We start from the raw sequence: 12,076 nt of genomic DNA, 5'->3' as shown, positions 1-12,076 counted from the left end.
GCACACTGTGCCGGACTGGAGGGACGGCGCACCTGGCACCGCGCCTCCAGACCGGCGCGTGTCGGCCGGGAACCGGCGGCGTGGGCCCGCCGTCCGCGAGTCGGTCAGCAGCACACCCATGCGCTTGTCTGCACTCACGCGCTGATCTGCACTCACGCGCTGATCTGCTCGGAGGCCGACGTGTTCGTGACCTCCGCATCGCGGGTGCGGCGCAGGCTGAACCGCTTGGAGCGCGGGTCGAACGCGTCACGGAGACCGTCACCGATGAAGTTCGCGCACAGGGCGAGCAGCACGATGAACACAGCGGGCCACCAGAACAGGTACGGGCGCGTGGAGATCGCGGACTGGTTCTGGCTGATGAGGAGACCGAGCGACGAGTCCGGCGCCTTGATGCCGTAGCCGAGGAAGCTCAGCGCGGTCTCGAGCAGGATCGCGCTCGCGGTGAGCAGCGTGGCGGCGACGATGATGACACCGATCGCGTTCGGCAGGATGTGCCGGAAGATGATCCGGCCGTCGGACGCTCCTGCGACCCGCGCCGCCTCGACGAACTCGCGCTCACGGAGCGACAGGAACTCCGCGCGGACCAGTCGGGCGACGACCATCCACGACACGAGTCCGAGCAGGAGGGCGAGGCCCCAGGCTCCGAGTCCGTTCGCCGTCTTGCCGACCACGGCGCCGATGACGATCGCGGGGATGACGATGAAGATGTCGGTGATGCGCATCAGGATCGCGTCGACCGCACCGCGGAAGTAGCCCGCGACGGCACCGACGACGACACCGATGAAGGTCGCGAACAGACCGATCACGAGCATGACCAGCACGGAGTTCTGGATGCCGCGCATCGTCAGGGCGAAGTAGTCCTTGCCGATGCGGTCCTGCCCGAACGGGTGCTGCCCGAAGTGGACCCCGGCCCCGCCGAGCCACTGCGGGATGATCGAGAGCGTCGGGGCGCCCTGGTTCACCTGGTCGTCGAGTTCCTGGTACGTCCAGCGCCACCAGCCGGGGATCGGGCCGAGGCCGATGGCCGAGATGCTCAGCACGATCACGAGCACGAAGACGATGACCGAGATCACGGCGACGCGGTTCGCGACGAAGCGCTTGTACGCGATGCGGCCCTGGCTCTCGCCATCGTGGCCGTCCTGGGTGTTCTGCGCCTCGACCGTGTCGGTGAGGTTCGGCTCGAGCGATGCGCCGCCCTGGATGGTGCTCATCGGATCGTCTCCGTCATCGAGGTCGTGCGGACGTCGGGCTGCTCGCCGCGGACTGGCTGCTCGCCGCGGACTGGCTGCTCGCCGCGGGTCATCGGACACGCACCCGGGGGTCGAGCGCCGTGTAGGCGAGGTCGGCCAGGAAGTTGAACGCGATGGCCGTGATCGCGATGACGAGGAAGTACCCCATCACCGGGTTCACGTCCGTCCGCCCGAGCCCCGAGTTGAACAGGGCCCCCATACCGGAGATCGCGAACACCGTCTCCGTGATGACCGCACCACCGAGCAGCGCGCCGATGTCGGTCGCGACGAGGGTGGCGAGCGGGATGAGCGCGTTGCGGAGTGCGTGGCGGACGATGACCGTCCGCTCCGGGAGCCCCTTGGCGCGCGCCGTCCGGACGTAGTCCTGGTCGAGGACCTCGAGCATGCCCGAGCGCGCGTACCGGGCGTAGCTCGCGAAGCTGATCAGCAGGAGGCTGATGGAGGGCAGCAGGAGGTGCGTGTAGGTGTCGAGACCGTGCACCCAGAAGTCGCCCTCGAGCGTCGGCGTCGATGAGCCGACCGTCGCGATCGGGCGACCGCCGACCGAGTTCGAGTAGGCCGGCCAGGCACGCATGAAGCGGTCGAGCAGCACGATCCCTGCGGTGAGGACCGCGGTGAGCGCACCGATGCGCATCATGAGCGGCCGGTCGTACCCGCCGACGAAGTACCCGGACACGAGGCCGACGAGCAGCGCGGCGACTGCCAGGATCAGGATCGTCCCGCCGGTCGACACGTTGAGGAGCCCCTGCAGCGCGAAGTACGAGACGATCGCGACGAGCACGTTGATCCCGCCGACGAGCCACGCGCGGCGGTTGTTCGTGCCGGCGAGCACCGAGACGATCGCGAGGCCGATGCCCGCCGTGAAGAGGATGACGAACACCGGGCCGAGTGACGGCTTCGTGAACCACCCCGTCGCCGACATGAGCGCCAGGAGCCCCGCCGTCACCACGCCCGAGATGAGGAACGCGTACAGCCGTCGCTTGGCGGTCCCCCCGACGATCAGCTGGACGATCGCACCGACCACGATCCCGACGACGATCACGGTCGTCACAGCGATCTTCGGATCGGCGAGGAAGTTGTTGTACCCGAGTGCCACGAAGGACTTCAGCAGCACGGCCATCAGGAACGACGGCAGCGAGTAGAGGAAGAAGCTGACGAGGGTGACCGAGTAGTCGAAGCCCGAGTAGACGCGCAGCGCGGTCACGATGCCGAGCGCGACACCGAGGACGATCGCGATGATGAACGAGAAGACCACGAGCTGCAGCGTCGAGCCGAGCGCCTGGGGCAGCAGCGCGGAGACCGACTGGCCCTGGAACGTGGTGCCGAGGTCGCACTGCCCGATCACGCACTTGCCGACGCCGCCGAGCCACAGGAGCCATCGCAGCGGGGGGATGAGGTCGAGGTGCTGCGTCGCGGTGCGCGCGGCGATCAGTTCGGCCTTGTTCGGCGACGTACTTTCGCGGATGTCTGCGAGGGGGTCCCCAGCGATCGCGGCGAGGTTGTACATGATGAACGATGCCGCGACGAGGACGAGGATCGAGACGAGGATCCGTCTCGTGATGAAGCTCACCATGGGTGATGGTGCCTCTCGGGGTGGGATGTCCGCAACCGTCGTGGGGTGGTTCGGACGTCGATGGACCGGTCGGTGGTGCCGGACTGCGATGGACCGGACAAGGATACGGGGTGTTTCGACCCGTCAGCCATACGGGTTCTCTCAACCCGTCGGTGGAGGGGCCTCGCCGATGGCTGGGCCCGCCCATGGCTGAGCCCCGCCGACTGCTGGGCCGGGACCCAGCGAAGGGCGCCGGACTCGATGAGCCCGGCGCCCCCGCGTGGGTGGTGTTGCGTCAGTGGGCCGTCAGGCTCACTTGCTCCAGTCCCAGATGTTCCAGACGAGACCGGTCTGGCCGCCGAAGTACTTGACGCCCTTGAGCGACTTGTTCACGGCGAAGATACCGGGCGACTGGAACAGCGGCAGACCGTAGGCCTGCTGGAAGGCGATCTTGTCGATCTCCTGCTTCTGGTCGACGAGCTTGGAGGTGTCGAGCGTGGTCTGCGTCTCACCCGAGAGCTTGTCCGCGTCGGCGTTGCTGAACTTGTTGTAGTTCGAGCCGTTGCCGATCTGGAAGAGCTGCGGGATCTGCGCGTTCCCGGCGCCCGGGTTCACCCAACCGAAGATCGACGCGTCGTAGTCACCACCGGGGAGCAGTGTTCCCCAGTCGGGCGATCCACCGTCGGTGACCTTGAAGCCGGCCTTGGCAGCCGAGGCCTGGATGGCCTGGAAGCTGTCGACGCGGTTCGGGTTCTTCGAGTTGTAGAGGATCTTGACGGTCGGCGTCGCACCGTTCAGGAGCTGCTTGGCCTTGTCGATGTCGACCTTGTCGTAGTCGGACGAGCCGTTGTTCTTGACGCTGTCGTCGTAGCCGGGCTGACCGGGCAGGAAGATCTGCGAGTTGAGGACCTTCGCGCTCGGGTTGACCGGCGTGACGATCGAGTCGAGGATCTGCTGACGCGGGATGGTCAGGAGGAACGCCTTGCGGGTGTTCTCGTCCTTGAACACGTTCGACCCGAAGTTGAGGTCGAGGTGATCGTAGGCGACCTGGTCGCCGCGGAGGAGGTTGGTGCCCGAGATGGCCTTCAGCGCCTTGACGGTGTCGGCGGACGCCTGCGGCTGGATCGCGTCGACCTCGCCGTTCTGGAGGGCCGTGACCTGGGCGTTCGCGTCACCGATGAACCGGATGACGAGCTTGGAGATCTTGACCTCGTGGTTGCCCTTGTACTCGGGGTTCTTGACGAGGGTCATGGACTGCTTCGGCGTCCAGGAGTCGACCTTCATCGGGCCGCCGGAGACGAGCAGGCCCTTGTTCGACGGCAGGCTCGAGGAGTCGAAGCCGGTGTTCCAGAACTTGGCGACCTTCTGGAGGTCGGCGTTCGGCGAGGCGGGGTTGTCCTTGTCGCCGGCCGGGGTGTCCTTGAGCGTCGAGACGAGCTTGGACTCCGAGATGCCGGCGCCCTTCGCGATGGTCGCGGCGGGGAACTGGATCGGGTTGACGAGGTTCCAGTCGACGTACGGGTCGTTGTACGTGATGGTGATCGACTTGTCGTTGTTCACCTTGGGGAACTTCGTCGAGTAGATGTCACCCTGGGCCGTGGAGAAGTACTGCGTGCCCTTGGTGACCTCGGCGGTCTCGGGGTCGAGCGTCGCGGAGTCGTAGTACCCGGAGAGCGCTGCCCATCCCATGAGGAGGTCGTCGGAGTCCATCGCCTTGCCGTCGGACCACTTGGCGTTCTTGTTGAGCGTGTACTGCACCGTGAGCGGGTCGCTGCTCAGCTTCTTGTAGGAGCCGATGTCGGTGTTCTGCTCGATCTTGTAGTCGCTGTTCGCGAAGTCCCAGAACTGCGGCTGGGTCAACTGGTTGATCATGCCGTTGATGTCGAGGTTGCCCTGGGGCGTGTTCGTGTTGAACGACGTGACCTCGTTGACCTGGGCGATCGTGGCCGTTCCGCCACCGGTGCTCGACGTGTCGTCCGAGCTGCTGGTCGTGGTGCAGCCGGCGAGCACGACGGCTGCGGTGCCGGCGATGGCGACTGCGCCGATGGCCTGACGCCACCGCCTCTTGGTGATGTTCACTCTGTGATCCTCCTGGATGGATGGTGATCGAACGGCAGGAGGCATGCCTCACCGCACGTTCGTGAGAACGATAGGTGCGGCTTGCAGGCACCTCAAAATCCGTGGAGAAGTTGTTACACACCGGAAACCACCGCGCGAGATCGTTGCGGCAGGATACGGAATCTTGCTTCAGGTCGGGGGATGCGCAACGAATCCGCTTGACGGGACACCATCGGTAGCGCAGGCCCATCCGGCCGGTGAACATCCGGTTCGCGCCCCGAGCAGCCGAACGGTCGTAGCGTTGTTCCATGCACCCCTCCGACATCGCGCACCTGCTCGTCCCGTCACGCCCGGCCCTCGTCGGCGATCCACGATCCGGCGGCTTCCTGCTGACCGCGCTGGCGCACCCGGACCTCGAGGCCGACGAGAACGTGAGCCGGATCGACCGGGTGGGCGGCGACGGCACGACGAGCCCGTGGACCGTGGGACCGCACGACGGCGGCGTCGTCGTCGCGCCCGACGGCCGGTCTGTCGCCTTCACGCGGGTCGTCGGTGGCGACGGTCCTGACACCCACCCGCAGCTCGTCGTCATGCCGGTCGACGGCGGCGAGGCCCGTGTGCTCACGGCACTCCCCCTCGGTGTCGACGCCACCGTGGCGTGGTCACCCGACTCCTCGCGGATCGTCGCGACCGCCAGGATCCCCGAGCCCGGACGGTACGGCACGGCGCTCCCGGACGGCAGCACGCTGGTTGCGGGAGCGGAGCCGCCCCGACACATCGACCGCCTCGACTACCGGATGGACGGCGTGGGGTTCCTCCGCGACCGCGTCCGCCGACTGGTCGTCGTGGACGTCGCCGCAGCACTCGACGGGCAGCTCGTCACCACGGCGGTCACGGACGGCTCGACCCCGGTGAGCGACCCCGTGTGGACCCCCGACGGACAGACGGTCATCGTCAGCGCTCCCCGCGACCTCGGCGTGTCCGAGACGCTGGAGAGCGACCTCTACCGCGTCGACCTCGCATCCGGCGCACTCGCGCTGCACGCCAGGTCCGCGGGCGAGGCCGGCAGTCCGTTCTTCGGTCCGGACGGCACGCTCTTCTGGGCGGGGACCGACCGCGAGAAGGGTGTCGTCGCCGTACCGACCGCGCTGTACGCCGGAGTCCCCTCCCCCGACGACGACGGGGTGCTGATCGGACGCGCGCTGACCGACGACCGGACCGTCGAACTCGAGGCCGGCGCCGGACTCGTCGCCGCGCGCGCACACGACGTCCTCGTCGCGGTGACTACCCGCGGTGCGGTCGAGCTGCGGAGCGTCCCGTGGACGGGCACCGCGCCGGAGGCTCCGCTGACGCTCGACGAGCTGCCCGTCGTGCTCGGCGGCGAGGTGGTCGTCCGCGCGTTCTCGGTCGCGGACGACCTGGTCGCCGCGTCGGTCGCGTTCCCGGACAGCGCGGGCGAGGTGGTGCTGCTGGAGGTGGCGTCGACCGCCGGGGCCGCCACGGGGTCCGCCGAAGGGTCCGGCGCCGAGTCGCGGCCCGACGCCGGTTCCGGTTCGGGTTCGGGTTCGGTCACCGTCCTGACGGGAGGCACGGCTGACGTCCGCACTGCCGCCGACGTCGCGCTGACCGGGTACGGTACGCACCTCCGGGAGGCCGGACTCCGCCCCGTCGAGGAACTCCACGGCACGGCTCCCGACGGCTACCCCGTCCACGGCTGGCTCGTCCTGCCGGAGGGCGACGGGCCCCATCCCGTGCTCCGCGTCGTGCACGGCGGCCCGAACGCCGCCGATTCACGTGCCGTCTTCGACGAGGCGCAGGTGTACGCGGCCGCCGGGTACGCCGTGGTGATCGGGAACCCCCGTGGTTCGGCGGGCTACGGACGGGACCACGGGCAGGCGATCGTGGGCGCGCTCGGGACCCTCGACGTGGACGACGTCCTGGCGCTCCTCGACACGGCGCTCGAGCGGCCGGACCTCGACGCGTCCCGTGTCGGGATCATGGGTGGCTCCTACGGCGGGTTCATGACCTCGTGGCTCGCGGCGAAGCACGGGGACCGGTTCGTCGCGGCGTGGAGCGAGCGCGCCGTGAACGCCTGGGACTCCTTCGCTGGCAGCTCGGACATCGGGTACTTCTTCGCGGACGCCTACGTCGGTGCGGACCCGGACGAGCAGCGGCGGCGCAGCCCGTTGACCTACGCCGGCGACGTGACGATCCCGTTCATGGTGGCGCACTCCGAGCAGGACTGGCGGTGCCCGCTCGAGCAGGGGCAGCGACAGTTCGTGGCGCTGAAGCGCGCCGGTGTGGCCGCCGAGTTCCTGCTGTTCCCCGGCGAGGGCCACGAGCTCTCCCGGTCCGGGCGTCCGAGCCACCGCGTGCAGCGCTTCGAGCACGTCCTCCGGTTCTGGGGCGAGCACCTCCCCGTGTCCTGACCCCCCTTCCGCCCTCCTCCTTCCGCAAAACACCAGGTTGGCCGCGTCGCGCGGAGGTATATCCCTGCGCGAACCGGCCAGGTTGGTGTTTTGCGGAACGGGCCGGCGGGCTGGGGCGAGACGGGGGACGGGCTGCGGGCACGACGACGCCCCCGGGACCTGGTCCCGGGGGCGTCGTGGTGTCGGGCCGGGTGATCGGCTACTCGGCGAAGGCCTCGATCGGCGGGCAGGCGCACACCAGGTTGCGGTCCCCGTACGCCTGGTCGATGCGGCGCACCGGCGGCCAGTACTTCGACGCCGCGATGCCCGGCAACGGGTAGACGGCCTGCTCGCGGGTGTAGGCGTGCGACCACTCCCCCGCGATGACGCTCGACGCGGTGTGCGGCGCCCCGACGAGCGGGTTGTCGTCAGCGGGCCAGGTGCCGGCGGCGACCTCGTCGGCCTCGGCGCGGATCGCGAGCATGGCATCGACGAACCGGTCGAGTTCGGCGAGGTCCTCGCTCTCGGTCGGCTCGACCATGAGGGTGCCGACGACCGGGAACGACATCGTCGGGGCGTGGAACCCGTAGTCGACGAGCCGCTTGGCGACGTCGTCGACCGTGATGCCGGTGGACTCCTTGAGCGGACGGAGGTCGAGGATGCACTCGTGCGCCACCAGTCCGGCATCGCCCGTGTAGAGCACCGGGTAGGCGTCCCGGAGCTTGGCGGCGAGGTAGTTCGCCCCGAGCACCGCGGCCTCCGTGGCGGCCGTGAGTCCCTCGACGCCCATCATCCGGACGTACGCCCAGGTGATCGGCAGGATGCTCGGGCTGCCGTACGGTGCCGCGGACACCGGACCTCCGCCGTGTGCGAGCCGCTGCGGGGCGGACGCGAGGGCCGCTTCCGAGTCGAGCCGTTCCTCCAGACCGGCCCCGGCGACCGCGGGCACGACGTCGGACGCCGTCGATCCCGGTCGCCGGTCCGGCTGCTGCGCCATCGGGTGCCCGGGCAGGAACGGCGCGAGGTGCGCCTTCGCCGCGACCGGTCCGACACCGGGGCCGCCGCCACCGTGCGGGATGCAGAACGTCTTGTGCAGGTTGAGGTGCGAGACATCGCCACCGAAGTCCCCGAACCGCGCGTGCCCGAGCAGTGCGTTGAGGTTCGCGCCGTCGACGTAGACCTGTCCGCCGGCGTCGTGCACCGCATCGCAGATCGCCCGGATCTCGTGCTCGTAGACGCCGTGGGTCGACGGGTAGGTGATCATCAGCGCGGCGATCGCTCCGGCGTGCTGCGTGATCTTCGCGCGGAGGTCGTCGAGGTCGACGTTGCCGGCGTCGTCGCACGCCACGACGACGACCTTCATGCCCGCGAGGACGGCACTGGCGGCGTTCGTGCCGTGCGCGCTCGACGGGATGAGACAGATCGTCCGCTCGGTGTCACCGTTCGCCTGGTGGTACCCGTGGATCGCGAGGAGCCCCGCCAGCTCGCCCTGGCTGCCGGCGTTCGGCTGCAGGGACACCGTGTCGTACCCGGTGACCTCGGCGAGCCAGGTCTCGAGGTCGCCGACGAGCGTCAGGTAGCCCTGCACGTCGGACGCCGGTGCGAACGGGTGGATGCCGGCGAACTCCGGCCACGTGACCGCCGCCATCTCGGTCGCCGCGTTCAGCTTCATGGTGCAGCTGCCGAGCGGGATCATGCCGCGGTCGAGGGCGTAGTCCTTGTCGGACAGGTGCTTGAGGTACCGCATCATCCGGGTCTCGCTCCGGTGCGCCTGGAACACGGGGTGCGTCAGGTACTCCGACGTCCGGCCGAGCGCCGCCGGGATGCCGTTCGACGCCGCGAGCACGGTGCGCTCCTCGACGCGGTCACCGAGCACGCGGACGATCGCGACGACGTCCGAGGCCGTCGTGGTCTCGTCGGTGGAGACGAGCACGACGTCGTCGGAGGCGGCGTGGAGCAGGTACCCGGCCTCGGCGGCGGCGGCCACGACGGTGTGCGCGTGGCCGGGGATCCGGAGCGTGAGGGTGTCGAAGAAGGCGTCGTGGACGACCTCGACCCCCGCCTCGCGCGCACCCACGGCGATCGCGCCGGCCATCGTCGCGACGCGGTTCGCGATGAAGCGCAGTCCCTCGGGCCCGTGGTAGACGGCGTACATCGACGCCATCACCGCGAGCAGGACCTGCGCGGTGCAGATGTTGCTCGTCGCCTTCTCGCGCCGGATGTGCTGTTCGCGGGTCTGCAGGCTCAGCCGGTACGCCATGCCCCCGTCGGCGTCGAACGACACCCCGACGAGCCGCCCGGGGAGCTGTCGCTCGAGACCGGCGCGGACTGCGAGGTACCCGGCGTGCGGACCGCCGAAGCCGAGCGGGACGCCGAAGCGCTGCGTGGTGCCGACGGAGACGTCCGCGCCCAGGTCCCCCGGGCTCTTCAGGAGCGTCATCGCGAGCAGGTCCGCCGCGACGACCGCGATGCCCCCACCCGCGTGGATGCGGTCGATGACGCCCGCGGGATCGGCCACGCGACCCGATGCCCCGGGGTACTGCACGACGAGGCCGAACGCGCCGTCGACGTCCGCGTCGGTGAGCCCGTCGGCGACGTCGAACGTGGTGATCGCGATGCCGACGGCGTCCGCGCGGTGCCGGAGCAGCGCCATGGTCTGTGGCAGGACGTCCTGGTCGACGAGGAACGTGTCCCCCTTGACCTTCGACGCGCGCCGGGCGAGGAGCATGCCCTCGACCACCGCCGTGCCCTCGTCGAGCATGGACGCGCCGGCGGTGGCCATCCCGGTGAGGTCGGAGACCATCGTCTGGAAGTTGATGAGGGCCTCGAGCCGACCCTGCGAGATCTCCGGCTGGTACGGCGTGTAGGCCGTGTACCAGCTCGGGTTCTCGAGGACGTTCCGCTGGATGACGGCCGGCGTGTGGGTGCCGTAGTAACCGAGCCCGATCATCGGGCGTCGGACGGTGTTCCCGCCGGCGATCGCCCGGAGCTCCGCGAGTGCCTCGGTCTCCCCGACGGCCGCGGGGATCGTGGAGTACGCGATCGGCTCGGCGTGGATCGACTCGGGGACGGCCGCGCGGACGAGCGCGTCGATCGAGTCGTACCCGACCGCGTCGAGCATCCGGCGCTGGTCGAGCGGTGTCGTGCCGATGTGGCGGTCGGCGAACGTGGTCTGGAGGTTGTCCTGGTCCGTCATGCGATCAGCTCGCGAACGCGGCGTAGCCGGTGTGGTCCATGAGGTCGCCGGGGATGCCGCCCTCGGCCAGCTTGATGCGGACGAGCCAGGCGTCGCCGAACGGGTCCTTGTTGACCGAGTCCGGATCGCTCACGACGGCCTCGTTGATCTCGACGACGGTGCCGGAGACGGGCGCGAACAGCTCGCCGACGCTCTTGGTCGACTCGATCTCGCCGAGGGACTCGCCGACGACCGCGGTCGCGCCGACCTCGGGGAGCTCGACGTACACGACGTCCCCGAGCTGGTTCGCGGCGAAGTCGGTGATGCCGACCGTGACGGTGTCGCCGTCGACGCTCAGCCACTCGTGGTCCTTGGTGTACTGGAGCGTGGTGATGTCGTTCATGCGGGTCAGCCTTTCGCCTGGCGGCGGTAGAAGGGGAACGAGGAGACGGTGCTGGGGATGGATGTGCCGCGGACGTCGATGTGGAGGACGGTTCCCGGCTCGGTGTACCCGGGCTCGACGAACGCCATCGCGACGGGGTGACCGAGTGTCGGGGAGAGCGCGCCGGAGGTGACGACGCCGATCCGCCGGTCGCCGTCCATCACGGGGTAGCCGGCCCGCGCGGCACGACGACCCTCCATGACGATGCCGACGAGCACGGGTGCGTCCTCGGCAGGCGCGACGCCGTCCCGGCCGACGAACGTCGTGTCCATCGCGACCACCCGGCCGAGCCCCGCCTGGGCCGGCCGTGTCGTGGTGTCGAGTTCGTGCCCGTAGAGCGGCATGCCCGCCTCGAGCCGCAGGGTGTCCCGCGACGCGAGACCCGCGGGTACCACTCCGCGGTCGGCCCCGGTGTCGAGCAGCGCGTCCCAGATCGTCGGCGCGAGCTCCGGTGGGCAGTAGATCTCGAAGCCGTCCTCGCCGGTGTAGCCGGTCCGTGCGACGAGCACGCCCTGTCCGTCGAACGACGCGTGCAGGACCCGGTAGTAGCGGAGCTCGTCCAGGGGCGTCTCGGGCTGCAGGCGGTCCTCGACGACGAGCGCGTCGAGGGTCCCTGCGGCGGCCGGGCCCTGGATCGCCACGAGGGCGGTGGTGTCGCTGTCGTCGGAGACCTCGACGTCGAACGACCGGCCGGACGGAGCGACGACGCGAGCCTGGAGCGCGGACACCGCCACCTCGCGGTTCGCGGCGTTGGCGACGACGAGGAACGTGTCGTCGTCGGTCCGGTACACGACGAGGTCGTCGAGGATGCCACCGTCGTCCGCGAGCAGCAGGGAGTACTTGGCGCGGCCGACGGGCATGGTGCCGAAGGACCCGGCGAGCGCCGCGTCGAGGAACGCCGTCGCCTCGGGGCCCGCCACGCCGATCTCCGCCATGTGCGAGAGGTCGAACACGCCCGCGGCCGAGCGCACGGCGTGGTGCTCGGCGAGGTCCGAGGTGTACCGGACGGGCATCTGCCATCCCGCGAAGTCGGTGAACGAGGCACCGGCGGCGACGTGTGCGGCATGCAGCGGCGACTCGCGCGGCGGAGCAACCGGAGTACCCGGAGCAGCCGGGGCAACCGGCGAGGCGGACGGATCGGACATGGTGGAGTTCTCCTGGGATCGGCACGGCCCGGCGGACGCCGGACAC

Annotated in this window: 7 protein-coding genes; 1 reads left to right on the top strand and 6 read right to left on the bottom strand. The window is 69.7% G+C overall.

Annotation, left to right across the window (positions count from 1 at the left end; genetic code table 11):
* Positions 1-152 precede the first annotated feature (152 nt).
* From ASF23_RS09605 to ASF23_RS09595, 3 genes are all read right to left on the bottom strand, one after another.
* Positions 153-1,211, bottom strand: a complete 1,059-nt coding sequence (locus ASF23_RS09605) for an ABC transporter permease (RefSeq protein WP_055952328.1) — start codon at positions 1,209-1,211, stop codon at positions 153-155.
* 88 nt (positions 1,212-1,299) lie between these two features.
* Complete coding sequence (locus ASF23_RS09600) at positions 1,300-2,823, bottom strand: ABC transporter permease (RefSeq protein WP_055952326.1); 1,524 nt, start codon at positions 2,821-2,823, stop codon at positions 1,300-1,302.
* Between the two features lie 291 nt (positions 2,824-3,114).
* Entirely contained in the window at positions 3,115-4,881 is a 1,767-nt protein-coding gene (locus ASF23_RS09595; protein WP_055952323.1) for an ABC transporter family substrate-binding protein, read from the bottom strand.
* 287 nt (positions 4,882-5,168) lie between these two features.
* Here ASF23_RS09595 and ASF23_RS09590 point away from each other — a divergent pair, with 287 nt between their 5' ends.
* Positions 5,169-7,289 (top strand): S9 family peptidase, encoded by a 2,121-nt coding sequence (locus ASF23_RS09590; RefSeq protein WP_055952321.1) that lies wholly within the window; start codon positions 5,169-5,171, stop codon positions 7,287-7,289.
* 199 nt (positions 7,290-7,488) lie between these two features.
* Here the strand turns inward: ASF23_RS09590 and gcvP are convergent, their stop codons facing one another.
* The 3 genes from gcvP to gcvT are packed head-to-tail and all read right to left on the bottom strand — an operon-like array spanning position 7,489 to position 12,030.
* Positions 7,489-10,464 (bottom strand): aminomethyl-transferring glycine dehydrogenase, encoded by a 2,976-nt coding sequence (gcvP, locus tag ASF23_RS09585; RefSeq protein WP_055952318.1) that lies wholly within the window; start codon positions 10,462-10,464, stop codon positions 7,489-7,491.
* Positions 10,465-10,468: 4 nt separating this feature from the next.
* The gene (gcvH, locus tag ASF23_RS09580) at positions 10,469-10,846 is read right to left on the bottom strand and encodes a glycine cleavage system protein GcvH (protein WP_055952315.1); all 378 of its coding nucleotides are present in this window, start codon (positions 10,844-10,846) and stop codon (positions 10,469-10,471) included.
* Between the two features lie 5 nt (positions 10,847-10,851).
* The gene (gcvT, locus tag ASF23_RS09575; protein WP_055953179.1) at positions 10,852-12,030 is read right to left on the bottom strand and encodes a glycine cleavage system aminomethyltransferase GcvT; all 1,179 of its coding nucleotides are present in this window, start codon (positions 12,028-12,030) and stop codon (positions 10,852-10,854) included.
* Positions 12,031-12,076 lie beyond the last annotated feature (46 nt).

The sequence above is a fragment of the Curtobacterium sp. Leaf261 genome (assembly GCF_001422205.1).
Classification (GTDB): Bacteria; Actinomycetota; Actinomycetes; order Actinomycetales; family Microbacteriaceae; genus Curtobacterium.
Note: the sequence above shows the minus strand (reverse complement) of the source record. Positions and strands in the feature narration are given on the sequence as shown.